The 25210-nt window shown below is 59.5% G+C and carries 24 protein-coding genes; 12 read left to right on the top strand and 12 right to left on the bottom strand.

Features of this window, described 5'->3' with window-relative positions; translation table 11 throughout:
• Positions 1–13: 13 nt before the first annotated feature.
• From ABIB60_RS17895 to hemG, 3 genes are all read right to left on the bottom strand, one after another.
• A complete protein-coding gene (locus tag ABIB60_RS17895; RefSeq protein WP_354581848.1) occupies positions 14–940 on the bottom strand; it encodes a TerC family protein in 927 nt (308 codons plus the stop codon).
• A 126-nt stretch (positions 941–1066) separates the two neighbouring features.
• On the bottom strand, positions 1067–1858 hold the full coding sequence (locus ABIB60_RS17890) for a polyprenol monophosphomannose synthase (protein ID WP_354581847.1): 792 nt from the start codon (positions 1856–1858) through the stop codon (positions 1067–1069).
• A 208-nt stretch (positions 1859–2066) separates the two neighbouring features.
• The gene (hemG, locus tag ABIB60_RS17885) at positions 2067–3398 is read right to left on the bottom strand and encodes a protoporphyrinogen oxidase (RefSeq protein ID WP_354581846.1); all 1332 of its coding nucleotides are present in this window, start codon (positions 3396–3398) and stop codon (positions 2067–2069) included.
• A 169-nt stretch (positions 3399–3567) separates the two neighbouring features.
• Here hemG and ABIB60_RS17880 point away from each other — a divergent pair, with 169 nt between their 5' ends.
• Complete coding sequence (locus ABIB60_RS17880; RefSeq protein ID WP_354581845.1) at positions 3568–4089, top strand: D-glycero-alpha-D-manno-heptose-1,7-bisphosphate 7-phosphatase; 522 nt, start codon at positions 3568–3570, stop codon at positions 4087–4089.
• Positions 4090–4154: 65 nt separating this feature from the next.
• On the opposite strand, the gene ABIB60_RS17875 is transcribed toward ABIB60_RS17880, so the two are convergent.
• The gene (locus ABIB60_RS17875; protein WP_354581844.1) at positions 4155–4304 is read right to left on the bottom strand and encodes a hypothetical protein; all 150 of its coding nucleotides are present in this window, start codon (positions 4302–4304) and stop codon (positions 4155–4157) included.
• Between the two features lie 516 nt (positions 4305–4820).
• A complete protein-coding gene (locus ABIB60_RS17870) occupies positions 4821–6224 on the bottom strand; it encodes a type III PLP-dependent enzyme domain-containing protein (RefSeq protein ID WP_354581843.1) in 1404 nt (467 codons plus the stop codon).
• 313 nt (positions 6225–6537) lie between these two features.
• Here ABIB60_RS17870 and rocF point away from each other — a divergent pair, with 313 nt between their 5' ends.
• The 4 genes from rocF (at position 6538) to ABIB60_RS17850 (ending at position 11106) form a co-directional block, all read left to right on the top strand.
• Complete coding sequence (gene rocF / locus ABIB60_RS17865; protein ID WP_354581842.1) at positions 6538–7512, top strand: arginase; 975 nt, start codon at positions 6538–6540, stop codon at positions 7510–7512.
• A 66-nt stretch (positions 7513–7578) separates the two neighbouring features.
• Positions 7579–8028, top strand: coding sequence for a YbaY family lipoprotein (locus tag ABIB60_RS17860; protein ID WP_354581841.1), 450 nt, complete (start codon positions 7579–7581; stop codon positions 8026–8028).
• A 419-nt stretch (positions 8029–8447) separates the two neighbouring features.
• On the top strand, positions 8448–10241 hold the full coding sequence (argS, locus tag ABIB60_RS17855; protein ID WP_354581840.1) for an arginine--tRNA ligase: 1794 nt from the start codon (positions 8448–8450) through the stop codon (positions 10239–10241).
• Positions 10242–10524: 283 nt separating this feature from the next.
• A complete protein-coding gene (locus ABIB60_RS17850; RefSeq protein ID WP_354581839.1) occupies positions 10525–11106 on the top strand; it encodes an LOG family protein in 582 nt (193 codons plus the stop codon).
• A gap of 92 nt (positions 11107–11198) precedes the next feature.
• Here ABIB60_RS17850 and ABIB60_RS17845 read toward each other — a convergent pair whose 3' ends face one another.
• The gene (locus tag ABIB60_RS17845) at positions 11199–12278 is read right to left on the bottom strand and encodes a 3-oxoacyl-ACP synthase III family protein (RefSeq protein WP_354581838.1); all 1080 of its coding nucleotides are present in this window, start codon (positions 12276–12278) and stop codon (positions 11199–11201) included.
• A 187-nt stretch (positions 12279–12465) separates the two neighbouring features.
• Between ABIB60_RS17845 and ABIB60_RS17840 the strand changes: the two genes are divergently transcribed.
• The 4 genes from ABIB60_RS17840 to ABIB60_RS17825 all read left to right on the top strand — a co-directional run bounded on the left by ABIB60_RS17840 (position 12466) and on the right by ABIB60_RS17825 (position 15158).
• On the top strand, positions 12466–13044 hold the full coding sequence (locus tag ABIB60_RS17840) for a glutathione peroxidase (RefSeq protein WP_354581837.1): 579 nt from the start codon (positions 12466–12468) through the stop codon (positions 13042–13044).
• A gap of 124 nt (positions 13045–13168) precedes the next feature.
• Positions 13169–13840: an HAD family hydrolase gene (locus tag ABIB60_RS17835; protein WP_354581836.1), complete on the top strand. Its 672-nt coding sequence runs from the start codon at positions 13169–13171 to the stop codon at positions 13838–13840.
• Positions 13841–13944: 104 nt separating this feature from the next.
• Entirely contained in the window at positions 13945–14880 is a 936-nt protein-coding gene (locus ABIB60_RS17830; RefSeq protein WP_354581835.1) for a 1,4-dihydroxy-2-naphthoate polyprenyltransferase, read from the top strand.
• Positions 14881–14891: 11 nt separating this feature from the next.
• Entirely contained in the window at positions 14892–15158 is a 267-nt protein-coding gene (locus tag ABIB60_RS17825) for a hypothetical protein (protein ID WP_354581834.1), read from the top strand.
• 138 nt (positions 15159–15296) lie between these two features.
• Here ABIB60_RS17825 and ABIB60_RS17820 read toward each other — a convergent pair whose 3' ends face one another.
• The 3 genes from ABIB60_RS17820 to ABIB60_RS17810 all read right to left on the bottom strand — a co-directional run bounded on the left by ABIB60_RS17820 (position 15297) and on the right by ABIB60_RS17810 (position 19214).
• Positions 15297–16085 carry an alpha/beta hydrolase gene (locus ABIB60_RS17820; RefSeq protein ID WP_354581833.1) on the bottom strand — a complete coding sequence of 263 codons (789 nt, stop codon included), beginning with the start codon at positions 16083–16085 and terminating at the stop codon, positions 15297–15299.
• A 176-nt stretch (positions 16086–16261) separates the two neighbouring features.
• Positions 16262–17911 carry a DEAD/DEAH box helicase gene (locus tag ABIB60_RS17815; protein ID WP_354581862.1) on the bottom strand — a complete coding sequence of 550 codons (1650 nt, stop codon included), beginning with the start codon at positions 17909–17911 and terminating at the stop codon, positions 16262–16264.
• Between the two features lie 280 nt (positions 17912–18191).
• Positions 18192–19214, bottom strand: a complete 1023-nt coding sequence (locus ABIB60_RS17810) for a Gfo/Idh/MocA family oxidoreductase (RefSeq protein ID WP_354581832.1) — start codon at positions 19212–19214, stop codon at positions 18192–18194.
• A gap of 179 nt (positions 19215–19393) precedes the next feature.
• On the opposite strand from ABIB60_RS17810, the gene ABIB60_RS17805 reads away from it, so the two are divergent.
• The 3 genes from ABIB60_RS17805 to ABIB60_RS17795 all read left to right on the top strand — a co-directional run bounded on the left by ABIB60_RS17805 (position 19394) and on the right by ABIB60_RS17795 (position 22428).
• Positions 19394–20134, top strand: coding sequence for a class I SAM-dependent methyltransferase (locus ABIB60_RS17805; protein ID WP_354581831.1), 741 nt, complete (start codon positions 19394–19396; stop codon positions 20132–20134).
• A 68-nt stretch (positions 20135–20202) separates the two neighbouring features.
• Positions 20203–21372 carry a CaiB/BaiF CoA transferase family protein gene (locus tag ABIB60_RS17800; protein WP_354581830.1) on the top strand — a complete coding sequence of 390 codons (1170 nt, stop codon included), beginning with the start codon at positions 20203–20205 and terminating at the stop codon, positions 21370–21372.
• Between the two features lie 177 nt (positions 21373–21549).
• Positions 21550–22428: a hypothetical protein gene (locus tag ABIB60_RS17795; protein WP_354581829.1), complete on the top strand. Its 879-nt coding sequence runs from the start codon at positions 21550–21552 to the stop codon at positions 22426–22428.
• Between the two features lie 343 nt (positions 22429–22771).
• Here the strand turns inward: ABIB60_RS17795 and trpS are convergent, their stop codons facing one another.
• The 3 genes from trpS to ABIB60_RS17780 are packed head-to-tail and all read right to left on the bottom strand — an operon-like array spanning position 22772 to position 25188.
• On the bottom strand, positions 22772–23749 hold the full coding sequence (gene trpS, locus ABIB60_RS17790; protein WP_354581828.1) for a tryptophan--tRNA ligase: 978 nt from the start codon (positions 23747–23749) through the stop codon (positions 22772–22774).
• A gap of 8 nt (positions 23750–23757) precedes the next feature.
• Entirely contained in the window at positions 23758–24411 is a 654-nt protein-coding gene (locus ABIB60_RS17785; protein ID WP_354581827.1) for a hypothetical protein, read from the bottom strand.
• 27 nt (positions 24412–24438) lie between these two features.
• Entirely contained in the window at positions 24439–25188 is a 750-nt protein-coding gene (locus ABIB60_RS17780) for a queuosine precursor transporter (protein ID WP_354581826.1), read from the bottom strand.
• Positions 25189–25210: the final 22 nt, after the last annotated feature.

Genomic DNA, 25210 nt, shown 5'->3' with positions numbered 1-25210 from the left:
TCTTTGACTTCCGCTATACTTCCCCTTCCTTCTTCGGGAATAGCAACGACAGCCCGATGGAACCGGCCAGAATCAGCCCGACGACGCCCAGGGAAATGCCCATCGGAATGTGCACAAACTCGGTAGCCAGCAGCTTGCCCCCAATGAAGACGAGGATGAGCGAGAGGCCGTAGTGCAGGTAGTGAAACAGGCGCATCAGACTTTCCAGCGCGAAATACAGAGCCCGCAGCCCCAGCAGGGCAAATACGTTGCTGGTGTACACAATAAAAGTGTCGCGGGAAACGGCCAGGATGGCGGGAATGGAGTCGGCGGCGAATACCACGTCAGTGGTTTCCACCATCACCAGCACCACCAGTAAGGGCGTGGCGAACAGGGTGCCGTTCTGGCGCACAAAGAAGCGGCCTTCGTGCAAGCGATTGGTGATGGGCAAATGGCGGCTCAGGAACTTGACTACCGGATTGTTGTCGGGGTCAATTTCCGGCTCCCCGCCGCTGGTGGCCATCTTCACGCCGGTGTACACCAGAAACGCGCCCAGCACATACAGCAGAAAGTGAAACTTGGCCAGCAGCGCCGCCCCGGCCAAAATAAACGCGGCCCGCAGCACCAAGGCCCCAATAATACCCCAGAACAGAATCTTGTGCTGGTATTGCGGCGGTACTTTGAAGTAGGTGAAGATGAGCAGGAACACGAACAGATTGTCCACGCTCAATGACTTCTCGATGAGGTAGCCGGTGAGAAACTCCATGGCCGCCTGCTTGCCCATCCAGTGGTACACGGCATAGTTAAAGCTCAGCGACAGGGCCACCCAGAAGGCACTCCAGCCCAAGGCTTCCCGCATGCGTACCACGTGGGCCTTGCGGTTGAATACCAGCAAATCGAGCAGCAGCAGGGCCAGCACGCCCACGTTGAAGCTAACCCAGAACAGCGGGGATATTTCCATCGGGGTAAGATACGCGCCTAACCCGATATGCCGCTACCGGAAACCAACCGCCGCTAAAAGCTACTCCCCACTCCAGCTGAAGCGTAGTAGCTGGAGTGGGGAGCAGTTGGGTAAGGTGCTGATTGATTAACGGGCCTCGGGAGTAGCTGGCAGGGCCGCTACGGCCGCGTCGGGGGAGGTTGCCGGGGTACGATCAAAACGGCGGAACCAGCTGGCAATCTTCATTTGTAGAACTCCAAAGAAAGCTTCCTGCACAATGCCCTTGCTCATTTTGGATGCCCCCCGCGTGCGGTCGGTGAAAATGATGGGCACTTCCTTGATGCGGAAGCCGTACTTGTGAGCCAGCCACTTCATTTCAATCTGGAAGGCATACCCCACAAACCGGATGCGGTTCTGCAGAATAGTGCGCAGCACCCGGGCCGAGTAGCACTTAAAGCCGGCCGTAGCATCTCGAATGGGCATGCCCGTTACAATACGCACGTAAGCTGAGGCAAAGTAGGACATCAGCACGCGGTCCATGGGCCAATTCACCACGTTTACGCCCTGAATGTAGCGGGAGCCAATGGCCAAATCGTAATTCTGGTGGACGCAGGCATCGTACAGGCGCACCAAATCATCGGGGTTGTGGGAGAAGTCGGCGTCCATTTCGAACACATACTCGTAGCCCCGCGCCAAAGCCCAGTGGAACCCGTGAATATAGGCCGTGCCCAGGCCCAGCTTGCCGGTGCGCTCCTCCAGAAATAGCCGCTCCGGAAACTCGGGCATCAGCCCGCGCACAATGGCGGCCGTGCCGTCCGGCGAGCCATCATCAATGATGAGCACATCGAACGGTTGGGGCAAGGAGAAGACCTTGCGGATGATAAGCTCCGCATTTTCCTTCTCGTTGTAGGTCGGTATCAGGACGAGCCCGTTTGTCATTGCCGCAAAGGTAGAAGTTTGTTCGGTGTGCCGCCGCATTGGGAGGTAGTGCTCCGCTGCAACTTGCCGCATCCCCAAACAGATGCCAAAAAAGGGCGAAAGTTGCCGCTACTCCCACGGCGGCCATCTTATAACACACGCCAGGGTCTTTTCAGTTTAGTAGAAACAACTTAAATAGCTGCCGAAGCCATGCCGGCCGGTGAGCCGGCTACCGCCCGGCCAGCGTAGCGGCGAGCTGCCGGGCCTGCCGCACGCAGTCGGGCACGCCCACGCCGGACCGCCAGTTGGCCGCCACGTGTAGGCCCTGCGCCGCCAGTGCATCCGCGGCGGCGTGGGCCGGCCCAATGTGGGCGTCAAACTGCGGAATGGCCTTGTCCCAATAGTAACGATACTGCCACACTGGCTCGGCTCCGGCCCGCACTGCGTACAGGCGGCTCAACTCCTCGTGCACGGCGGCTTTTTGCGCCGCTTCGGGCTGGCGGGCGTGTTCCTCGTACTGGCTGCCCCCCACAAAGGTGGTAAACAGCACCTGCCCGGCCGGGGCCCGGTCGGGGAAGATGGAGCTGGTCCAGATGCTGCCGGCCGCGTAGGGCTGCTCTGCTTTGGGGTTGAGCGCCCCGAAACCATCCAGCGGGTGTCCCACATCGGCGCGGTGGTAGGCCGTATAAATGGCCGTCATGGGCGGGTGCTGCACCTGGTTGAGGGCTGCCGCAACCGCCGGAAACTGCTCCTGTAGCAGCGGAGCCGCCGCGTAAGCCGGCAGGGCCAGCACTACGTGGTGGTAGAGGCGAGGGGCGGGGCCGGCAGTGGTTTCCAGCTCCCAGCGGCCATCATCGGCGCGGTGGTGCAGGTGCGTGGCCGCCTGCCCGAAATGGGCCCGCCGCAGCTTACTGGCCAGCGTAGCCGTGAGGGTTTGCAGGCCCCCGGCCAGGGAAATAATGCGGCGACGGCCGGCGGGGTTTTTAGTCTTCATCAGGCCCTTCACTACCGAGCCGTACTGCTGCTCCAGAGCGGCCAGTTGGGGGAAGGTTTTGTGCAGCAGTAAGCGGGCCGGGTCGCCGGCGTAAATGCCCGAAATGAACGGATTAAGCGCATACTCTACCACCTCCGGCCCAAACCGCCGGCTGAAGAAGTGGGCAAGGGTTTCCTGCGAATCAACGGGCTGAGCTGGCCGAAACATCTCCCGTACAAAGTTCAAACGCGTTTTCAGACTGAAGAAGGAGCTGGTAAGCAGAGCCGGGGGCGAGGCCGGCAGCTTCTGGTAGCGGCCCTGGCGCAGCACGTAGCGGTTTTGGCTAACGGCCGCCGCCTCCTGCACCTGCCCACTCAGGCCCAAGCCCTCCAGCAGCTCCCGCAACTCCTCGGAAAGCTGCAGGGAGTTGGGTCCGGTTTCCACCAAATACCCGTCGCGCTGCTCCGAGCGAATAGTGCCGCCGGGCCGGGCATTGGCTTCGAATAAGTCATAGTCGAGGCCGGCGTGCTGCAAGTGCCAAGCCAGCGTAAGGCCCGAAATGCCGCCACCCAGAATTGCAATTGCCATTGGAGAGGAGAGATGATATGAGCGGGCAAAGGTACGGCCATTCGGGGCTTCTGCAGGTGCTGGGCTGATTTCCTGGCTCCGCAACGGGCGCCTGGCGCACGGGCGGCAGGCGGGTAGCGCGCCCATCTCCGTTACCTTTGCCCACCCACTGCTTCAACCCGCAACGCACATGAACAAAGCCGTATTTCTGGACCGCGACGGAGTACTCAATATGGAAATAGGAGAATATGTATGGGAGCTGGAAAAATTTGTGGTGCTGGACGGCGTCCCCGAAAGTTTAGCCCGGCTGAAAGCGGCAGGTTTTTACTTGGTGGTAGTAACCAACCAGGCCGGCATTGCCAAGGGCCTATACACGGCGGCCCATGTGCAGGCCTGCCACCACAAGCTGCAAGTGGCCGCCGGCGGGCTAATTGACGCGTTCTACTTTGCCCCCGGTCACCCCAGCGTTTCAGAATCCCTCTCGCGCAAGCCCGGTTCGTTGATGCTGGAGAAAGCCCTGGCCCGTTTCCAGCTGGATGCGGCCCGGTGCTGGATGGTAGGTGACCGGCTGCGCGATATGGAAGCCGGGCACCGCGTGGGCGTGCGGGGTATTCTGGTGGGGCCGGAGGCGCAAGCTGGCTACCAACCCCACGTAGCCGACCTACGCGCCGCCACCAACCTGATTCTGGCAACGGAGCCAGCCGGCCACTAACACACCGGGCGCAACTTCTGCCAGAGAAGCCGCGCCCGTTGATGAAACGTGAAAGAAGAACAGAACTAGTAGTGTTGTGCAGGCGACGCCGCACTGGCCGTAACTGGCGCCGCTACCCGATTGGCTGATTTGGTAGCCGAGTAGGCCGGGCATTGATTACGGCAGGAGGAGGCACCCAATACCAGGATGCTGCCCCAGAGGAAAAGTTTTTTCATGGTAAAAGACAAAAAGCGTGGTCGGCTTTCTAACACAAGCCCTTCAGAAGTAAGAACCCCTTTTGTCTTTTAACGATTCCTTTACGGGAAAAATTGTGTAGGCTGCCCCAATAGTTTGATGTGGGTTAAATGCAAACGGCCTTTTCCCGATGAGAGAAAAGGCCGCTAGATACTTTGCTGACGTACGCCAGCTATAAACTAGTACTACTGCCGCTCGATGGGCGCGCTGCTATGCTGGGCTACGATAGTAGAGGATACCCGTGCTGCATCTTTAGTGCTTGAGTAAGCGGGGCACTGAGACTTTTTGTTGCAAGAGCTCAGCCCAAGGCCGGCCACACACGCCAGGAGTAGTACTTTTTTCATACGGAGTAAAATGTGAGCGGGCTGGGCCCGGCTGTTTGGGGGTACGTGGGTAAAGGTACGGGAACTCCCGCCCGTGTGCAACCCGCTCCTAAAAGAACAAACTCCCCGAAGCACTGCCCCCGGGAGTTCGTTCTGGCTGAGTAGGAGCACGAATTAGGACTGGTAGCCTAGGATCCGCATCATGGAGTCGGCGGTTTGCTCTTCGGCAAATACCCGGTCGGTGAGGTTGCCGTCGGCGTCCCGGTCCAGAATAACCATTTTGGGAGCCGGGATGAGGCAGTGCTTCACGCCACCGTAGCCCGAGAGGCTTTCCTGGTAAGCGCCGGTGTGGAAGAAGCCCACGTACAGCGGCTTGGTGTCGGTAGCAGGCTTGCGCTCTGGCAGAAACACCTGATAAATGTGCTTTTCGGCGTTGTAATAGTCCTGGGAGTCGCAGGTGAGGCCGCCCAACTGGATTTTCTTGTAGCCGCGGTTCCAGTTGTTGAGGGCCAGCATGATGAAGCGCTGGTTCAGAGCCCAGGTATCCGGCAGGTTGGTGATGAACGAGCCATCAATCATGTACCACAACTCCTTGTCGTTCTGCAGCTTCTCATCCAGAATGCTGTAGATGGTCGCGCCCGATTCGCCCACCGTGAAGATGCCGAATTCGGTGAAAATATCCGGCTCCGGCACGCCCTCTTCCTCGCAGATGCGCTTGATGGTCCGCAGCACTTCGGCAATCATGTATGGATAGTCGTACTCCTTCTGGATGCTGGTTTGGATGGGCAGGCCGCCGCCGATATCAATGGTGGTGAGGGTGGGGCACACCTTGCGCAGTTCGCAGTACTTATGCACAAACCGGCTTAGCTCCGACCAGTAGTAGCTGGTGTCCTTGATGCCGGTGTTGATGAAGTAGTGCAGCATCGTCAGCTCGAAGCGCGGGTCGTTCTTGATTTTCTGCTCCCAAAGCGGAATGGCATCGGCGTAGCGAATGCCCAGGCGGGAAGTGTAGAACTGGAAACGGGGCTCCTCGTCGGAGGCCAGACGCATGCCCACGTTGCACTTCTCGCGCACGTTGTCGTGGTAATAATCCACCTCGTTGGGCGAGTCGAGGATGGGCATGCAGTTCACGAAGCCGTCGTTGATGAGGCGCGTGATTTCGTACTTGTACTCCTCGGTTTTGAAGCCGTTGCAGATGATAAACGTGTCCTTCTGCACCCGGCCCTTGGCGTGCATGGCCCGGATGATGTTGGTATCGAACCAGGAGGAAGTTTCGATGTGGACGCCGTTTTTCAGGGCTTCTTCCACCACAAAGCTGAAGTGCGAGGCCTTGGTGCAATAGGCGTAGGAGTATTTGCCCTGGTAGCCGGTCTGCTCAATACCCGTCCGGAACCACTCCTGGGCCCGCTGAATCTGGGTGCTGATTTTGGGCAGGTAGGCAATGCGCAACGGGGTGCCGTGCTTTTCCACCAGGGCCATCAGGTCGATGTCGTGGAAGCGCAGCTCGTCGTTTTCCACGCGAAACTCGTCCGTGGGAAAGTCGAACGTTTGGGAAATCAGGGAGTGGTAGGTATCCATTGAAGGAATGTGTAGGGGAGAAGTTGGAGGCAAGAACGTCATGCTGAGCTTGCCGAAGCATCTCTACCGCTTCGTTGCAGTAGTAATTGATTGCCCTCAGTAGAGATGCTTCGGCAAGCTCAGCATGACGTTCTTTTTCTTCGCAATCCTTTTGCCGAACTTGCGTGGGCAAAGATACCCCGCCTGCGGGGTTTTGGTTGTGCTTTGTTCGTTGGTTGCGCCGGAAGGTCCGCGCGCGTCAAGCCTGAGAGGAACCCCACCCGCTCAATCGGCAAGCATCTAAACCACCTAACCCTTTTTCTGCCAATGTAATATGCGACGCATTAAGCTTCTGGAGGTCCGCTCCGAACTCGGAGCCGGCACCCGTGGCGCCAGCCTGGGCATTGATGCCCTCAAAGTAGCCTGCCTCAACAAGGGCTCCGACTACTTCCGCCGGTTCAACTCCGTGGCCATTCCGGACCTGAACCACGTGCTCTTCGAGAAAAACCACTTTCCGAAGGCCAAGCACATCGATTCTATTTACACGGTGCAAAAGGGTATTGCCAGCACCGTGGAGCAAACCCTGCGCTTCGGGGAGTTCCCGCTGGTATTAGCCGGCGACCATAGCAACGCGGCCGGCACCATTGCCGGCATCAAGGCGGCCTACCCGCACAAAACGCTGGGCGTGGTGTGGGTAGATGCCCACGCCGATATTCACTCGCCCTATACCACGCCCTCGGGCAACATGCACGGCATGCCGCTGGCCATTTCGCTGGGTGATGATAACCGCGAATGTCAGCGCAACCAGCCCGAGCCCGAAACCGAATTTTTCTGGCAGAAGCTCAAGAACCTGGGTGAGCCAGGTGCCAAACTCGCCCCCGAGCATCTGGTGTACATTGTAGTGCGCGACACCGAGCACGAGGAAGACGCCATTATTGAGCGCCTAGGCATCAAGAATTACAAGCTGGACGAGGTGAAGGCCAAAGGCACCCGCCAGGTAGCCCGGGAAGTGTACGAGCGGCTTCGCTTCTGCGACCTGGTGTACGTGAGCTTCGACGTGGATTCGCTGGATTCGCGCTTCAGCAAAGGCACCGGCACGCCCGTGGTGGACGGCCTGAACGTGGAGGAAGCCATCAGCCTGTGCCGCGCTTTGCTGGATAACGACCGGGTGGTGTGCTTCGAGATGGTGGAAATTAATCCTACCCTCGATAACATGAACACCATGGCCACCAACGCCTTCGATATTCTGGAAGCCGCCACCGATGCCATCCAGAACCGGCTGCGGCTGGAGGAAGTGGTGAGCCGGTAGCCACCGCCCGGGCAAGGATGAATGCGCAATAGCCGTTTATTGCGCATTCATCCTTGATATTTCGCTATGAAAACGCTGCGCTATCTGGCCCTGAGCCTGCCTGCCTTGCTGGTTGCCTGCTCTACCGCCCCGTCTACCCCGGCAGGGCCGGACGCTTCGTCGGGCCCTGTTTCCGGGCCAGCCGCCACCGATTCTGTGACGGGCACCATCACCTACCGCAACCGCATGGCCCTGTCGCCCACGGCCCTGGTGCGTGTGGTGCTCCAGGATGTGGCCTTGCAGGACGTGGCCGCTACGGTACTTGATTCCGTTACCATCCGGCCCAACGGCCGGCAGGTACCGTTCGGCTTTGTGCTGCACTACGACCCCGCCCGTATTGCGCCGGGCAGCCGCTACACCGTGCAGGCGCGTATTACCGATGGCGGCCGGCTGCTGTACCTGCACGACGAGGCCTATCCTGTGGTGACGAACAACCAACCCAAGCGGGTTGACATTGTGGTGCGGCCGGTACAGTAGTTGGGTGGAAAGGCTAAGCCCAACCCTCTTGCTGGATTGCAGCCCCACCGACGGTCGTTAGTGGGGTTGCCGCCTTTTGGGCCGCTAGTGGGGAGGAAATGGGCAAAGCTCAGATTGGGGACTTGGCATTACCGGTTTGGGGTAGCCACACTTTTTCGGGCGGCTTCCGGCGCATGTTTTTACCTTTGCAGCAGTAGCCTGCCTTTCTAGTGGCGGCGCAAGTATGTATGGTATTGAGGTATTGGCTTCGGCAACGACGACTCCCGGCGTAACCATCGGCCGGAACTGGGCATTGGCACCTGGGTAACGGGTGCTACCGCCTGCTCTGGCTGCTGCTTACGCCCTGCTCGTCTGGCTACCCCACTATTTCCTCCCGAAGCCGCTGCGGCGGCTTCCCTTTTAAGCGTTTCGCTTTTCTCGTGCAACAACTCGAACACACCCTCAAAACGGCCCTTGGCGCCGCTATTCAACAGGTATTCGGCGCGGAGGTGCCCGCCACCCAACTCGGCCTGCAGCCCACCCGCAAGGAGTTTGCCGGCCAGTTCACGCTTGTTACGTTCCCCTTCACCAAAACCCTGGGCAAAGGTCCCGAGCAGATTGGGCAGGCCCTGGGCGAATGGCTGGTGGCTAACTCACCCCTAGTGAGCGGCTACAACGTGGTAAAAGGCTTCCTGAACCTGGAAATTGCCGATGCCGAGTGGGTGAAGGCCTTCGAGCAGCTGCGCCAGACGCCGGCCGGCGCGCCTGTGTCCACCGGCGGCCCCCAGAACGTGGTGGTAGAGTATTCCTCGCCCAACACCAATAAGCCCCTGCACCTGGGCCACCTGCGCAACAACTTCCTGGGCTACTCGGTGGCCGAGATTCTGAAAGCTACCGGAGCCACCGTTACCAAGGCCAACCTGGTAAACGACCGGGGTATTCACATCTGCAAGTCCATGCTGGCCTACCAGCAGTATGGGCAGGGCGAAACCCCGCAGAGCGCCGGTATCAAAGGCGACCACCTGGCCGGCAAGTACTACGTGCTGTTTGAGAAGCACTACCGCGAGCAGGTGCGCCAGCTGGAAGCTGAAGGCGTACTGCCCGACGTAGCCAAGCGCCAGGCCCCCATGATGCTGGAGGCTCAGGACATGCTGCGCGCCTGGGAAGCCGGCGACGAGGAAGTGGTAAGCCTCTGGAAGCAGATGAACGGCTGGGTGTACGAGGGCTTTGACGCCACCTACACCAACATCGGCGTCGATTTCGACAAGTATTACTACGAATCCGGTACCTACCTGCTGGGCAAGGAGCGGGTGGAGGAAGGCCTGCAGAAGGGCGTGTTCTTCCGGAAAGAGGACGGCTCGGTGTGGGTGGACCTCAAGGAGGAAGGCCTCGATGAAAAGCTGCTGCTCCGCGCCGACGGCACCTCGGTATACATTACCCAGGACCTGGGTACGGCCGAGCTGAAGTACCAGGATTTTGGCTACGACCTGAGCGTGTACGTTATTGCCGACGAGCAGAACTACCACATGCAGGTGCTGCGGGCGGTGCTCCAGAAGCTGGGTAAGCCCTACGCCGACGCCATCTACCACCTCAGCTACGGCATGGTGGACCTGCCCTCGGGCAAGATGAAAAGCCGCGAAGGCACCGTGGTAGATGCCGACGAGCTAGTGCGCGAAGTAGTAGATGCTGCCCAGGCCGCCACCCTCGAAAAAGGTAAAACTGAAGGCCTGAGCGAGGATGAGCTGGCTCAACTCTACCACATGCTGGGTCTGGGCGCGCTCAAGTATTACCTGCTGAAGGTAGACCCCAAGAAGCGCATGCTTTTCAACCCCGAGGAATCGGTGAAGCTGGAAGGCGATACGGGCCCGTTTATTCAGTACAGCCACGCCCGCATTGCCGCCATCCTACGCAAGGCCACCGAAATGGGCATCAGCCAGCAAACCGACCTGAGCACGTTACCGGCCCTGCCCGCCGCCGCCCGCGAAATGGTGCAGGAGCTAGGCCGCTACGCAGCCGTAGTGCAGGAAGCTGCCCGTACGTTCTCGCCCGCTGTGGTGGCCCAGTATGCCTACGACGTGGCCCGCGCTTACAACCGTTTCTACACCGACATCAAAATCTTCACGGAGCCCAACGAAATCAGCCGCTCGTTTTACGTGGCACTGTCGGCCCAAACCGGCCGTACCATCAAGGCTAGCCTGGGCCTGTTGGGCATCCAGGTGCCCGAGCGGATGTAAGGAAAGCGCGGCGTGGGGCTTGTCCCCCCTCAGAACGTCCTGCTGAGCTTGCCGAAGCATCTCTACCGCTTCGTTGGCACGTCATTCCGAGCAGCGCGAGGAATCTCGCGTGCTGACGTTTGCCGTGGTAGTGTAATGATGCAGAGATGCTACGGCTCTGCCTTCGCTCAGCAGGACGGTTATAATTTGTTGTAGGGCAGCAGCAACGCCAGCAGTTGGCGTTGCTGCTGTTTTTTCTTTTGTCACTAACTACGGACGAGGCTAGGCCGAGTCCAGTTTGCTTATGAAAAGCGTAGCCGTGTATTGCGGTGCCAGCAGCGGCACCAACGAGTTGTTCACCCAGCAGGCCCAGGCGATGGGCCGCGCCCTGGCCGAGCGGGATTTCACGCTGGTGTACGGCGGGGGCCGCGTAGGCCTGATGGGGGCCGTAGCCGACGCCGTGATGCAGCACGGGGGCCGGGCCATTGGCGTCATCCCCGATTTTCTGGCCGATAAGGAGCTGGCCCACACCGGCCTCACCGAATTACACCTGGTGAAAAGCATGCACGAGCGGAAGCTGATGATGGCCGACCTGGCGGAGGGCTTTGTGGCCATGCCCGGCGGCTACGGCACCCTGGAGGAGTTGTTTGAAGTGCTGACCTGGGGCCAGCTCGGCTTGCACCGCAAGCCCATCGGCGTGCTCAACGTGGCCGGCTACTACGACCACCTGCTCCGCGCCCTCGACCATATGGCCGACGAAGGCCTACTCCGCCGCGAAAACCGCAACCAGCTCCTGAGCCACCCCGAACCCCACGGCATGCTGGACGCCATGCTGGCCTACCAGCCCGTCAGCCTCGAAAAGTGGCTCACCCCTCGCACTACGTAAGTGGTGAAATGGTGAAATGGTGAGTGGGACGTTCGGCTGACGCTACACGCGCAAGTTGAACATCCCACTCACCACTTCACCATTTCACCATTTCACATCTGGTATACCACGGCGTTGCAGTTCATGCCGGCGCCCACGGAGGCAAATACGATGATGTCGCCGGGTTGCAGGTCGTTGTCGGGCAGTTGGCCTTTCAGCATCAGGTCCAGCAGGGTAGGGAGGGTGGCTACCGAGGAGTTACCCAGCCAGGAAATCGTCATGGGCATGACGCCGGCCGGAATGGGGGCGTCATCATAAAGGGCGTAGAGGCGCTTGAGAATGGCCTCGTCCATTTTGCCATTGGCCTGGTGGATAAGCAGTTTGCGCATGGCCGTAATGGGCAGGCCAGCTTTATCCAGCGTGTCTTTGATAGCCTGGGGCACGGTTTTCAGCGCGTACTCGTAGAGCTTGCGGCCCTCCATTTTCAGGAACAGCTCCGCGCCCTCGTAGGCCGGATTAAACGACTTGTCCATGCGCAGGAGGTGGGCTGCCTGCACGGTATCGGAGCGGGTGCCGTGGGCCAGAATACCCGTGGGCACATCGGTTTCCTGGGCTTCCAGGATGATGGCTCCGGCCCCGTCGGCGTAAATCATGCTGTCCCGGTCGTGGGGGTCGCACACCCGCGAGAGGGTTTCGGCCCCAACCACCAGCACCCGTTTAGCATCCCCGGAGCGCAGGTAGTAATCGGCCTGAATGACGCCCTGTAGCCAGCCGGGGCAACCAAAAGGCAGGTCGTAGGCTACGCAGCTGGGATTCTCAATGCCCAGCTTGTGCTTGACGCGGGCCGCCAGCGTGGGTACGAAATCGGAGCGGCGGTTGTCCAGGGCTACGTCGCCGAAGTTATGGGCTACCAGAATGTAGTCCAGGGTTTCGGGGTCAGTATGGCTGGAGTGCAGGGCATCCTGGGCGGCCAGGAAAGCCAGGTCGGAAGCTACTTGATTGTCGGCGGCGTAGCGCCGCTCCTGAATATCGGTGATGTTGGCAAACTGCTGTACTATCTCACTGCCGGCCTTCAGGAGTGGGGCACCGGCCGCATCATAAAACGAGGAATTGATGAATACTTCGTTTTTAATGATTTGCGAGGGGAGGTAGCTGCCTGTTCCGGTAATGACCGAACGAAGAGTCTTACGCATGGGCAGATCAGCCGCGGAATGAGGACGCGGCAGGGGCAAATGTACAGATTTTTGGCATTGCCGGATTTAGTAGCGGTGCAGAAGCCCGTAGTGGACGTACCTTGTTGGACCGAAAGCCGCTGGCCCGAACATTGCGTATGTCTGTCGGTTTTCCACTGAAATTTCCCCTCTTTTTACGCTGACCTCCATGAAAGCTTTTGTGCTATTGGGCGCTCTGGTTGCCACCGGCTACGCCAATCTTCCCACCCACCCCTCCACTCCGGCCATGACCTCCGAAACTGCCGCCGCTCCCGGTACCGTGTACGACTACACCGTGCAAACCATTGACGGTAAGAACGTGAAGCTGAGCCAGTACAAGGGCAAAAAACTGCTCATCGTGAATACGGCCTCCGAGTGCGGCTATACCCCGCAGTACAAGGAGCTGGAAGAGCTGTACAAAAAGCACGGCGACAAGGTGACGGTGCTGGGCTTTCCCGCCAACAACTTCGGGGGCCAGGAGCCCGGGACCAACGAGCAGATTTCCCTGTTCTGCGAGAAAAACTACGGCGTAACCTTCCCGCTATTCGGCAAAGTGTCGGTGAAAGGCGACGATGCTGCCCCGCTTTATAAGTTCTTGGCCGATAAAACGAAGAACGGAGCCGTGGGCGACGCACCTTCCTGGAATTTCTGCAAATACCTGGTGAATGAGAAAGGCCAGGTAGTGGCTTTTTACCCTTCCAAGGTGAAGCCCATGAGCGAGGAGCTGGTGGCCGCTATTCTGAAGTAAGAAACCGGTAACCACAGTGTAGTTGCCAGTACCCACAGCACTAAGTGAAGTAGCGCGCAGCCCCGGTTGCGCGCTACTTGTGTGTAGGGCGCTACCTTCGCACCCGAAATCAACTTCTGCCCGCATGGTTCGCACCGTAATATTTGACATGGACGGCGTTATCGTCGATACGGAGCCCGTGCACCGCTACGCCTACTACCGGCATTTTGAGGAGCTGGGTATTGAGGTGCCGGCTGATGAGTACGCTACCTTCACGGGCCGCTCCACCAAAAATGTGTATCAGTTTCTCAAGGACAAGCACGGTCTGGGGCCGGAAGTGGAAGAGTTGGTGTTGGCCAAGCGGGACTTCTTCAACCGCGCCTTCGATGAAAAGCCGGACCTGGACCTGCTCGACGGTGTGCGCACCCTCATCAAGGACCTGCACCAGCACCAGATGCAGCTGATTCTGGCTTCCTCCGCGTCCAAATCTACTATCGACCGGGTGATGCGGCGGTTTGCCCTGGGGCCCTATTTCTCCCACTTGGTAAGTGGGGAAGATTTTCCCCGGTCCAAACCCGACCCGGCTATTTTCGAGCATGCCGCCAGCTTGTCGGAGGCTCCTAAGCAGCAGTGCGTAGTGATTGAAGATTCCAGCAACGGTGTTACGGCCGCCAAAGCGGCCGGCATTTTCTGCATCGGCTACAGCAGTGAGCATTCCCCGCTGCAGGATCTGAGCCACGCCGATGTGGTAGTGGCGCATTTCCGGGAGCTGACGGCTGCCCGTATTGCGGCCCTGGAAGTAGCGCGCACTGAGTAGTTCGCGTCCCCGCGCCGTTCGCAGCGTCTTGGTGGCCCGGGGCGCGAACTACTCAGTGCGCGCTACTGGCCTACGCCTCATTCCAACGGATCAACTTTATCTATATGGCAACGTCTTCTCCGGCCGCTCCGGCCCCCGCTAGCCCCGCCAAAGCCTGGATTTCGGCCTTCCGGCCCCGCACACTGCCGTTGGCTTTGGCCAGCATCATGGCTGGGGGCTTTCTGGCGGCCAGCAATGGGCAGTTTCGGGGCAGCGTAGTAGGGCTGGCGGCCCTCACCACCGTTCTGCTGCAAATCCTGAGCAACCTGGCCAACGACTACGGTGACTCCCAGAACGGCGCCGACAGTGTGCACCGCGAGGGGCCGCAACGGGCCGTGCAAAGCGGGGCCATCAGCCCGGAGCAGATGAAGCGGGGCATGGGCCTGTTCGGGGCGTTGTCGCTCGTGAGTGGGGTGGCGCTGCTGTGGGTGGCGTTGGGCGCGGTGGCGGTGTGGGTGACGGCCGCGTTTTTCGTGCTGGGGCTGTCGGCCATTTGGGCTGCTGTGAATTACACCGCTGGCTCTAAACCCTACGGCTACGCCGGCCTCGGCGACCTGTCGGTGTTTATTTTCTTCGGGATGGTGGGCGTGTGCGGTACGTATTTCCTGCAGGCCGGCAACCTGCCGCTGCCGGTGTTGCTGCCCGCTGCCGCGCTGGGCTGCTTTGCCACGGCCGTGCTGAACGTAAACAACATCCGCGACATCCGCTCCGATGAACTGGCCGGCAAAATCACCATTCCGGTGCGGCTGGGCCCCCAGCGGGCCCGCGTGTACCACGTGGTGCTGCTTACGGCCGGGCTGGTGTGCGCCGTGCTCTACGTGGTGCTCACCTACCACTCACCCTGGCAGTGGCTGTTCCTGCTTTCGGGCCCCTTGCTGGCCCGCAACGCCGCCGCCGTATGGCAGCGCCAGGACAGCATGCAACTGGACCCGCTGCTGAAGCAGATGGCGCTTACCACGCTGGTATTTACGCTGCTGTTTGGGCTAGGGCAAGTACTGTAATCAAGAAGATCATGTCAGGATTATCCGCTGCCAGTAATGTTCTTGCACCAGCTTTCTATGTGCTGGAGGAAAAAGGGTATCAGGTTCACTTTAATAGGGAGCAGGATTGGTGGGTTGCTGAAAAGGATGGTGTGCAATTGATAGGTTACTCTACAATAGAATTATGCGGCCTTGCTTACATATATGAAATGAAAGGTGAGGAGTGGAGAGCATCGGATGAGCAGATTGATGCATTCATGCAGCTAGATGAATCAGGAGAATACAGTGGTATGGAATAGCCCTGCTGTAGTGCTCGTCATAAATTTTGGTACTTGTCTACTTACTCAATACGGATATAGCAGTAGTGGCTATCGAATTGAATCCTGTGCAGTCATCTGGATTCATAGAACTCTAGACTATACTAATGCTATGCGCTATCAACTAGGTAGCTTAATCAGCCAGCGGTGTACCAGCTCCGCATCTTCGCGCCAGGTTGTTTGGCCGAGCATAGCGTGGTTGCGGCCGGGCAGTTCATGGTACTCGGTGATGGAGCCGGGGTGGCGGTAGCGGCGGTAGTTCGCACGATTGAGGGCGGCGGGCATAATCCGGTCAGCGCCGCCGGCCAGAAACAGCAGCGGCGCGTGGGGACGCCGAAAATCGACGCGGGCCTGCCGGCTGAGGGCTCCGCGAATGGTTCTTTTTGACTCCGGCGCGGCCAGCCGATCGTAAAATGCCTGCTGGTCGGATTGGGGCATGCCGTTGGCAATGGCGTACTGCCACTGCGCAAACGTGGGCAGAAAAGTGGTTTGCAGCGACGAGAATAGCCCTAGCATCGGCAGCACCGCCCGCACCAGCGTCCAGCTAGGCACCACCACCCCTAGCGGCGGTGCCGACTCAATAGCCACGCCCGCCGCCACTGTGCCCTGCTGCAATAGCAATTGCACGATGAGCCCCCCAAACGAGTGCCCGATAACAATGGGCTTAGCGGGCAGCTGCGCAATAAAATCGGTGTACACCCGCAGCACATCGGACAGGCTATTTTGGGCGATGGGGGAGTGCGGGTGTTGGGCCCGCAGCGCCGCTGCCGGGGCTTCCTTACCGGGCCAGGTGGGCGCGTGGCATGCGTAGCCCTGCTCTTCAAAAAAGAACTTCCAGTTGTCCCAGCAAGCCGATGTAACGACGGCTCCCGTAACAAATACAATGATAGGAGCAACGGATGATTTCATGAGTAACCGGGAATGCGTTAAGCTCTCGATAAATAGCTGGCTTGTTGAAGTAGATTTGGCAGTTGGCTGCGCCGATAAACTGGTAACCCCGCCTTTTCTGCCGCGCGGTAAGGCCATAAACCCACTGCGCCCCGGCTACTCAGGCAGTCGGGGCGCAGTGGGTTTATGACAGGAAATTACTCCGCGCTGGGGGCAGCTGGTACGGTAGTGGCTGCCGCTTCTGGTGCGCTACCCTCGGGGCGGGGGCCACGGGCGGAGCGGTTACGGCCGCCCCGCTTGCGGCGGCGCTGGCCTTCCGGCTTGTCGCCTTCGGCCCGGGGAGCAGCGGTTTCGCCCTCGGGGCGCGGGGCGCGGGGTTCCCGCGGCTCTCGGGGCGGCCGGGCTTCGCCTTCCGAGCGTGGGGCACGCGGCTCCCGTGGTTCGCGGCGGGGGCGGCTTTCGCTGCCTTCGGGCCGGTCTTCGCGGGGCGGGCGCTGATAGGGCTGGGCGGGTGCCTGGCCGGCATCCAGGGCCGCCAGGGCAGCGGCAGCGCGGGCAATGCGAGCCTGCTGGTCGGCGTCGGGTTTGCCGTCGCCGCGGTTGGGGCGGGCTCCGTCGCGGCCACCGCCGCTGCGGCTGCCACCTTCGGAGCGGGGGCCACGGTCACGGCCACCACCGCCGGAACCGCTGCTACGGCCGCCCCGCTCGGGCCGGCCACCGATTTTGCCGCGCAGGCCGCTGAAGCGTTTGGGGTCAAACTCCGGGGCTTCGCCCAAGCCCATGGCCTCAGTGATGCTTTGCTTCTCTACTTCCCGTTCAATCAGCTTCTCAATTTTGAGTACCCGATCCTGATCTTGGTCCGAAATGAAGGTGATGGCCGTGCCTTTGGTAGCAGCCCGAGCTGTGCGGCCAATCCGGTGCACGTAATCCTCGGCAGCACGGGGAATATCGTAGTTCACCACGTGGCTGAGACTGTCAATATCAATGCCGCGGCTAAGTACGTCGGTGGCTACCAAGATGGGAAATTGCTTGTTTTTGAAGGCGCGCATGATTTCCTCCCGCTCCTCCTGGGTGCGGTCGGAACTGATGCCCCGGGCTTCAATGCCCAGCTTGTTGATAGCCCGTACAATACCGCCCACGGCCGCTTTCTGGCTCGTGAATAGTACCATGCTCTGCACATCCTGGGTTTTGATGATGTGCTCCAGCAGGTAAATCTTCTGGCGGTCGAAGGCCATGTAGAACTGCTGGTCGATGCCGGCGGCGGGCTTGGATACGGCCAGACGGATTTCCTCGGGGCTCTTGAGCAGCTGCTGGGAAAAGTCGCGGATTTTGCTGGGCATGGTGGCCGAGAACAGCAGCGTCTGGCGCTCCTTGGGCAGCTGGCGCACAATGTTGAGGATGTCATCGGAGAAACCCATGTCCATCATCTTATCGGCTTCATCCAGCACCAGATACTTCAGGTCCTCAAACTTCACGTAGCCCATTTGCATGTGGGCAATAAGGCGACCGGGCGTGGCAATGATGATATCGGCACCGGAGGTGAGGGCGCGCTTCTGCTGCTCCCAACCCTCACTTTTGCCCCCGCCGTAGATGGCAATGGAGCTGGCTTCCACGAAGTAGCCGAAGCCGGTTACCTGCTCGTCAATTTGGGTGGCTAGCTCGCGGGTGGGCACCAGAATGAGGGTGGAGGTGGTGCCGTGCTTAGCGTGGGAAATCTTGTCGATGAGAGGCAGCAGGTAGGCCGCCGTTTTGCCGGTGCCGGTCTGGGCACAGGCAATCAAATCTTTGCCTTCCAGAATGCGGGGAATGGCTTGTTCCTGAATAGGGGTGGCATTCAGGTAATTCATGGCATCAATGCCCGCTAGCAGGTCATCGTGCAGGTTAAACTCGTGAAACGTCAAGGTGCAGCTGTGTTTTTAGATTGATTGATGGCTGACCCTGCTTTTCGGTCAGCAAACCGCTGTTTGAATAGCAACAAAGATAGAGGGATTTGCGTGCCGTGGAGGTTGAGAGAGTGAAACCAGAGCGTCATTCCGAGCGGAGCGAGGAATCTCGCATGCTGACGTTGTAATCCTGATTCAACGTCAGCACGCAAGATTCCTCGCTTTGCTCGGAATGACGCTCTTTCTAGCCTCTACCCTCCAGAATTTCCAGCTGCCAGCGCAGTTCCTTCGCCCGGATGGGGTAGGGCTGCCCGTTGCGCAGCGTCTGGAACACCGCCTCAAACAAACCGAGGTAATTGCCAGTGGACGCGGGTAAGCTGCTGACTTGAATCTGACCGGGGGCGGGCACCACCGTAAGCGTGCCAGCGGCGGCAGCCGGCTCCAGGCCATACTCGGAAGCGGTGGGCGGCAGTCCTTGGTCGAGCTGGGTTTCCTGGACGTCGGCGCGGCTTTTCTGGAAGGAGCCCAGGGTGCCGTGCAGCACATAAGCCGGCACCGGCGCGGCCGTGAGCAGGCTGCCTGTCACAAACACGTTCAGGCCCCGTGGGTACTGCAAATGGGCGTGGAAATAGTCGTCCACGCGGGAGCCGGGGCGGTGGCTGGCCCGGGTGAGATGCGCCCGTTCGGGTTGACCAAACAGGCTCAAAGCTTGGTCGAGTACGTGCGGGCCCAGGTCGAAGCTGAGGCCGCTGCCGGGCACGGCCGGGTCTTCCTTGAACGTCTTGGTGTTGAGGGCGGCTTTGTACCGGTCGAAGCGAAAGTGAACTTCCGTCAACTCCCCCAGCTGCCCGCTTGCCACTACTTGGCGCACCAGCTGAAAATCGGAGTCCCAGCGGCGGTTCTGGTAGGCCAGTACGTGCCGGTTCTGGGCGGCAGCCAGGGTCAGCAGCTCATCCAGCTCGGCTACGGTGGTAGCTACGGGCTTTTCGATGAGCACGTGCTTACCGGCCTGCAAGGCTCGTTTGGCGAGGGCAAAGTGGGTGTCGTTGGGCGTGTTGATGATGACCAGCTCCAGCTCCTCATCAGCCAATAGCTCGGCCACGCTGTCGTAGCTGATGACGGTAGGGTAGTGCTGCTGGGCCTGTTTGCGGCTGCGCTCCACCACGGCCCGCAACTGAAAGCCGGCATGGGCCTGCACAAACGGCGCGTGGAAAATGCGGCCCGACATACCGAAGGCCAGCAGACCGGTTTGGATGGGAGAGGACATGGCTTTTTAGCTGTTACCAGGTAAATGAACGTTAGAATAGTTAGTCAAGAACGTCATTCCGAGCTTGTCGAGGAATCTCGCGTGCTGATGTCTGAATGGTATTGCAACGTCAGTACGTGAGATTCCTCGACAAGCTCGGAATAACGGGCTGTCTTCCAGCAAACAATCAAAATCAAACAATGGCCACGCTCGACCGATTTTCCACTCAGGCGGATTTGTACGCCCGCTACCGCATCGACTACCCCGCCGAGCTCTACCAGTGGCTGCTGCCCCAGGTAGCCGGCCGCACCCGCGCCTGGGACTGCGCCACCGGCAACGGGCAGGTGGCGGCCGTGCTGGCCGGGCATTTCGCCGAGGTAGAAGCCACCGACATCAGCACCGCCCAACTAGCCCAGGCTCCGCAGCTGCCCAACATCCGCTATCAGACGGCCAGCGCCGAGCGTACCCCGTTTGCGGCTGCCAGCTTCGACCTGATAACCGTGGCCCAGGCCGTGCATTGGTTTGATATGGCGGCCTTCAACGCCGAGGTGCGCCGCGTGCTCCGGCCGGGCGGCGTACTGGCCGAGTGGGGCTATAACCTGCTCACCATCAGCCCCGAAATTGACCCGCTGGTGCGGCAGTTCCACGACGACACCATGCGCCCTTACTGGGATGATAACCGCTGGCACATTGTAGATGAGTATGCCCGCCTGCCGTTTCCGTTTGCTGGGGTACAAACGGCCCGCTTTGCAGTACGGCGGCAGTGGTCGGTGGAGTGGCTGCTTAACTACCTGCGCACTTGGTCGAGCGTGGCCAATTACCAGAAGCAGCACCCGCAGGACCCGGTGTTGCTCATTGCCGACGAGCTGACGCAGCTGTGGGGCCCAGGGGAGCGGGAAGTAAGTTTTCCGGTGTTTGCGCGGGCCGGCCGGGTAGAGTAACCGGCCGTAGTACCCTCGTTACCCAATGCGCAGGTGGTGCATTCGACGGAAGGCGCTTACTTCGCGCCGTGCATATAGCTGCTGATACCTCCGTGAGTTTCCCTGCTGACCTTCCCTTAGCCGGCCTGCGCGTGCTGGAGCTGGCCTCGGTGCTGGCTGGCCCCCAGGTGGGGCAGTTTCTGGCCGAGTTGGGGGCCGAAGTTCTTAAGCTGGAACCGCCCGCTGGCGACGTAACCCGCACCTGGCGCACCGCCGCCGAGGACCCGAACAGCACCATTACGGCTTATTTCAGCAGTGCCAACTGGGGTAAGCGCAGCCAGGTGCTCGACCTAACCACTGCTGCCGGCCGCGCCACGCTGCACCAGCTGGCCGCCACTGCCGATATCGTGCTGACTTCCTACAAGCCCGGCGACGCCGAGAAGCTGCAGGCCGACTATGCCACGCTCTCGGGTCTGAACCCGCGCCTGATTTACGGTCATATCACCGGCTACGGCCCCGCTGCCGGCCGCGCCGGTTATGATGCCGTACTCCAGGCCGAAACCGGGTTCATGCACCTCAACGCATCAGGCCCCGGTCAGGAGCCCCAGAAAATGCCCGTTGCCCTCATCGACTTGCTCACGGCTCACCAGCTTAAAGAAGGCCTGCTGACGGCTCTGTTTCGGCGGGAGCGAACCGGCCACGGTGCGCTTATTGAAGTGAGCCTACTGGATAGTGCCTTGGCGTCTTTGGCCAACCAAGCGGCTACATACCTGGTTACGGGCCATACTCCTCAACCCCTAGGCTCCGGCCACCCCAGCATTGTGCCCTACGGCACGGTGTACACCGCCCAAGACGGGGCACAACTGCTCCTAGCCGTGGGCTCCGACCGGCAGTTTCAGCAACTATGCGCAGTGCTGGAGCGGCCCCAGTGGGCGGAAGACCCTCGTTTCTGCCGCAACCCCGACCGGGTTGCGCACCGCACCCAACTGGAAGAACTGCTGCGCCAGCGCATTGCCGAACTGCCTGCCTCCAGCCTGCTAGCGGAGCTAGAGCAGCGGGCCGTGCCGGCTGGGGCGGTGCGCACGGTGGGGGAGGCGCTGGCGCAGCCCGCGGCCCAGGCCATGTTGCTGCCCGCCACCGCTTCCGTTGCGTGGCCAGGGCTGCGCACGGTAGCTTTTCGGAGTACTGCCTGGCCGGTTGCCGCGCACCTGCTAGCTCCACCAGAACTTCCAACCCAGCCGGCAAACCAGCGTAGCTGAGCGCAACGAAGAGGCCCGCTGACGGCGCTTTGGGGCGGCTGGATGGGGGCCGGTCGAAACTATGGGGCCGCTAGTTTGCGTAGGTACAGGATTCCGGAACTGTGCTACGGCATGGTATTTTGTTGAATCTGGGCTTGGTTAGGCACTCCATACCAGGCCTACTTACTCCCACTGATAATGCCGCACACTTCGCCCGCCACCTTGCCTCAAACCGACGACGGTACGCCCGGGGCTCCTTTGGCTGCCACTACTCCTGCCGCCGCGCCTGCCACCACCCCTGCTGCGTCTGCCGCTCCTACCGCCAGCACCCCCAATACCGATAACCTGCCCCCCAACGCGCCCGGTGAACCCGCACCTTCCCCCGCCGACCGGCTGGACCTGATATTTGAGGGGCTGAAGCAGAAATCGTCCGCCAAGCAGGCCATTTACCGCAACACCCTGGCCACTTTCGACCTGCTGCGCAAAGTGTCGCAGGAGCTGGTAGTGGAATTGAGCCGCCGCATCACGCCCGTCGATTCAACGGTTGTGATTGAGTATCGCCCGATAAACGACATGGAGTTTCACATCCGTTTCAGCGGCGACCTGCTGGTGTTTGTGCTGCACTCCAACATCGTTACCTTCCCCGACGATTACGGGCCCATGGATACGAAATACGTGGAAAATGACTTCCGGCGGCGCTTTTTCGGGCACATCATGGCCTACAACTTCATGGCCGACAGCATCAAGTACCAGCGCATGAATGACCCGGGTTACCTGGTGGGTCGCCTGCTCATCAACATTGATAACCACTACTTCCTGGAAGGGGTGCAGCAACTGGAACTACCTGACAACGACATGTCGGACAACCCCGTGACCGAGGACAGCCTTAAGCTCTTCGTGGAAAGCGCCATGATTGCCGCCGTCAACAACGACCTGATTGCTCCTCCGCTCACCGATATTCAAAAGATTTCGGTAAAGCAGAAACTGGAAAATCAGCAGGTCAGCCGGGGCAGCAAAGTGGGCTTCAGCTTCTACCACGAGCTACGGCACCAGTCCATTGACGGGCTACCCTATTAGGCTGTGTGGATACTAACGCTGCTTACTACCAAGTGGAACGTCATGCAGAGCATGTGGCGCCTTGAGCCAGGGACGAAGCATCTCGCGTGCTGACGTTGATTTACCCTTGCAACGTCAACACGCGAGATGCTTCGCCTCCGGCTCAAGGCGCCACATGCTCGGCATGACGTGGCGTTATGTAGGCTTGCTTACTGTCCACACGCTCTAGGTGAGATGGTGAAATAGTAAAGTAAGCCTGTCATCCTGAGCAGCGCGAAGGACCTTATCACGCAGAAACGACAATCGTAATAACGACTCGTTCGGGCGTGGTAAGGTCCTTCGCGCTGCTCAGGATGACCGGTTTCTACCGCTTTTGGTAACCTACTTTTTCCCGCACTTTGTTGAGTACGGTGCTACCGTAGGCCTGGGCTTTGGCAGCACCTTCGGCTAGCTTGCGGTCCACCTCGGGCAGGTTGTTCATGTAGAAGTTGAACTGCTCCCGCTCTTGGGCAAAACGGCTCCGAATTACCTCAAATAAGGCCTGTTTGGCATGGCCGTAGCCGTAGCCGCCGTTCAGGTAATTCTGGCGCATTTCGGCGGTTTGCTCGGGTGTGGCCAGTAAGGAAAACAGCTTGAACGTAGTATCGGTATCGGGGTTCTTGGGAGCTTCCAGCGGGGTGCTGTCCGATACAATGAGCTTGATGTTTTTGAGCAGGGCCTTATCATCCAGGAAAATGTCGATGATGTTGCCGTAGCTCTTGCTCATCTTCTGCCCATCAAGGCCGGGAATGGTCTGGATTTGCTCGTCCACCCGCGACTGGGGTAGCACAAAGGTTTCGCCGTAGCGGTTGTTGAAGGCCGAGGCAATGTCGCGGGCAATTTCCAGGTGCTGCACCTGGTCTTTGCCCACGGGCACGATTTCCGCGTCGTAGAGCAGAATATCGGCCGCCATCAGCACCGGATAGGTAAACAAGCCCGCATTCACGTCGGAAAGCCTATCGGACTTATCCTTGAACGAGTGGGCGTTGGCCAGCATGGGGAAGGGCGTGAAGCAGCTCAGGTACCAGGCCAGCTCCGTTACCTGCGGCACATCCGACTGGCGGTAGAACAGGTTCTTGTCCGTATCGAAGCCGCAAGCCAGCCAGGAGGCGGCCACGGCGTAGGTGTTCTGGCGCAGCAGTTCGGCGTCGCGGACGGTGGTAAGGGAGTGCAAATCGGCAATGAACAGCAGGCTCTCGTTGGCTGTGCTTTTGGAGAGTTCAATGGCCGGAAGAATGGCGCCGAGCAGGTTGCCCAGGTGCGGGCGGCCGGTGCTCTGAATGCCGGTAAGAATGCGGGACATGGAAGAAGCTAGTTGCGGGAAGAAGTTGACAGGCCGTATGCCTGTCCAGTGTTAATGGCTTTTACAAGAGTTGGCAAATCACGCACAGTAATTGTACCGTTCTCAATCAGGTTAACCAAATCAGGGCGTTGGTTAACGTACGGTAGTAATGCTTCTCGGAAACGGGTGCCGCCACCCGTCAGCCAACTAGCTTGAATGGCAGAAACCGAAGTGCCGCGGCCCCAGCGTAACAGATACACGTTATTCTCCGATTGCCCCCCCGTCATCATACCTCCAGCTCCCATTGTAGCCGGTGAGCCGATGGTATAGGCATAACGCATGAGCACCACTTGGCCGCTGTCGAGTTGCTCAACAAAAGCCTGTTCGATTAAGGCATCAATGAGCCCCTGCCGAACCTCAAAATCGTAGGCTATGGTGTACTTGTTGCCTTCTATCTGAAAGGATTGAACATCTTCCGGGGTTAATTTTATTGTTTTGTTTGTCTCATCTTTCACTAGCAACAAAGTGCTGCTTCGTAGCTTCATTTGCCCGTTCAACCGCTTGTTACGGTCGGAACGCAATACATAAGAGCCCGGTCTGAAAGAATTTAACAAGGAGGTTTGAGCCCTACCCGGTAGCTGGAAAAATAACCCAACAAACGTTACTAGTAGTGATAAGCGCATCAGAACGAAAGTGAGTTGGTTAATTCCTTAGACCGCCGCATCAGAGGCGGCTTCGTGCTGTAACTCCTGAGTGGCTTCGTCGCCTAAGTACCGGTCGATGAGGAAGTGGGCGAGGTAGAGCACGGGCGTGAGCAGGATGGCAGCGGCAAATTTATACCAGTAATTGGCATTGGCCACGCTCAGCACCTGCCCCAGCGTCCAGTTGCCAAACACGTAAAACGCCACGAACAGCACCACAAATGAATCGACGAGCTGGGAAACCAGCGTGGAGCCAGTGGCGCGCAGCCACACGTAGCGGCCCCCAGTAGCCCGGCGTAGCAGCTGAAATACGGTAGCATCCAGCAGCTGCCCGATACCGAACGCCGTGATGGAACCCATAATAATGCCCAGCCCCTGGCGGAAAATACTGCGGTAAGCAAAATCCACGTCAAAGGGGCGGCCCTGGGCGTCGGTGTCATTAGCCTCCAGCCAGAAGGCAGCCGGGGGCAACAGGGTAGTGGCGTAAATCACCAGGAAGGCGAACAGAATCAGACCGACCGTGAGGTAGCTCACCCGCAGCACGCCTTCCTTGCCGAAATACTCATTGATAATGTCGGTGGTGACGAACACCACCGGCCAGATAAGTACGCCCGCCGTCAGGTTGCCAGGCAGACCCATTAGCGCATCCACTGAGAAAATCTTCACCCCAATAATTTCGGCCAGCAGCGCATTTACGATGAAAATGCCGCTGAGCACCAGGTACAACTGCTGCTTTTTGTGGGATAAAGGTTGGGGCATAGGAGGGGAGAAGAGGGAATCA

This window comes from Hymenobacter sp. UYP22 (assembly GCF_040547285.1).
Classification (GTDB): Bacteria; Bacteroidota; Bacteroidia; order Cytophagales; family Hymenobacteraceae; genus Hymenobacter.
Note: the sequence above shows the minus strand (reverse complement) of the source record. Positions and strands in the feature narration are given on the sequence as shown.

What these genes read in the sequence shown, in the direction of transcription:
- ABIB60_RS17850 (WP_354581839.1), top strand. Translation starts at nt 10,525, where the DNA reads ATGAAAAGCGTAGCCGTGTATTGCGGTGCCAGCAGCGGCACCAACGAG.
- ABIB60_RS17820 (WP_354581833.1), bottom strand. Translation starts at nt 16,085, where the DNA reads ATGAAATCATCCGTTGCTCCTATCATTGTATTTGTTACGGGAGCCGTC.
- ABIB60_RS17830 (WP_354581835.1), top strand. Translation starts at nt 13,945, where the DNA reads ATGGCAACGTCTTCTCCGGCCGCTCCGGCCCCCGCTAGCCCCGCCAAA.
- ABIB60_RS17825 (WP_354581834.1), top strand. Translation starts at nt 14,892, where the DNA reads ATGTCAGGATTATCCGCTGCCAGTAATGTTCTTGCACCAGCTTTCTAT.
- ABIB60_RS17810 (WP_354581832.1), bottom strand. Translation starts at nt 19,214, where the DNA reads ATGTCCTCTCCCATCCAAACCGGTCTGCTGGCCTTCGGTATGTCGGGC.
- ABIB60_RS17805 (WP_354581831.1), top strand. Translation starts at nt 19,394, where the DNA reads ATGGCCACGCTCGACCGATTTTCCACTCAGGCGGATTTGTACGCCCGC.
- ABIB60_RS17815 (WP_354581862.1), bottom strand. Translation starts at nt 17,911, where the DNA reads ATGAATTACCTGAATGCCACCCCTATTCAGGAACAAGCCATTCCCCGC.
- ABIB60_RS17785 (WP_354581827.1), bottom strand. Translation starts at nt 24,411, where the DNA reads ATGCGCTTATCACTACTAGTAACGTTTGTTGGGTTATTTTTCCAGCTA.
- ABIB60_RS17780 (WP_354581826.1), bottom strand. Translation starts at nt 25,188, where the DNA reads ATGCCCCAACCTTTATCCCACAAAAAGCAGCAGTTGTACCTGGTGCTC.
- ABIB60_RS17890 (WP_354581847.1), bottom strand. Translation starts at nt 1,858, where the DNA reads ATGACAAACGGGCTCGTCCTGATACCGACCTACAACGAGAAGGAAAAT.
- ABIB60_RS17870 (WP_354581843.1), bottom strand. Translation starts at nt 6,224, where the DNA reads ATGGATACCTACCACTCCCTGATTTCCCAAACGTTCGACTTTCCCACG.
- ABIB60_RS17880 (WP_354581845.1), top strand. Translation starts at nt 3,568, where the DNA reads ATGAACAAAGCCGTATTTCTGGACCGCGACGGAGTACTCAATATGGAA.
- ABIB60_RS17845 (WP_354581838.1), bottom strand. Translation starts at nt 12,278, where the DNA reads ATGCGTAAGACTCTTCGTTCGGTCATTACCGGAACAGGCAGCTACCTC.
- hemG (WP_354581846.1), bottom strand. Translation starts at nt 3,398, where the DNA reads ATGGCAATTGCAATTCTGGGTGGCGGCATTTCGGGCCTTACGCTGGCT.
- ABIB60_RS17875 (WP_354581844.1), bottom strand. Translation starts at nt 4,304, where the DNA reads ATGAAAAAACTTTTCCTCTGGGGCAGCATCCTGGTATTGGGTGCCTCC.
- ABIB60_RS17840 (WP_354581837.1), top strand. Translation starts at nt 12,466, where the DNA reads ATGAAAGCTTTTGTGCTATTGGGCGCTCTGGTTGCCACCGGCTACGCC.
- ABIB60_RS17835 (WP_354581836.1), top strand. Translation starts at nt 13,169, where the DNA reads ATGGTTCGCACCGTAATATTTGACATGGACGGCGTTATCGTCGATACG.
- ABIB60_RS17860 (WP_354581841.1), top strand. Translation starts at nt 7,579, where the DNA reads ATGAAAACGCTGCGCTATCTGGCCCTGAGCCTGCCTGCCTTGCTGGTT.
- trpS (WP_354581828.1), bottom strand. Translation starts at nt 23,749, where the DNA reads ATGTCCCGCATTCTTACCGGCATTCAGAGCACCGGCCGCCCGCACCTG.
- ABIB60_RS17795 (WP_354581829.1), top strand. Translation starts at nt 21,550, where the DNA reads ATGCCGCACACTTCGCCCGCCACCTTGCCTCAAACCGACGACGGTACG.
- rocF (WP_354581842.1), top strand. Translation starts at nt 6,538, where the DNA reads ATGCGACGCATTAAGCTTCTGGAGGTCCGCTCCGAACTCGGAGCCGGC.
- ABIB60_RS17895 (WP_354581848.1), bottom strand. Translation starts at nt 940, where the DNA reads ATGGAAATATCCCCGCTGTTCTGGGTTAGCTTCAACGTGGGCGTGCTG.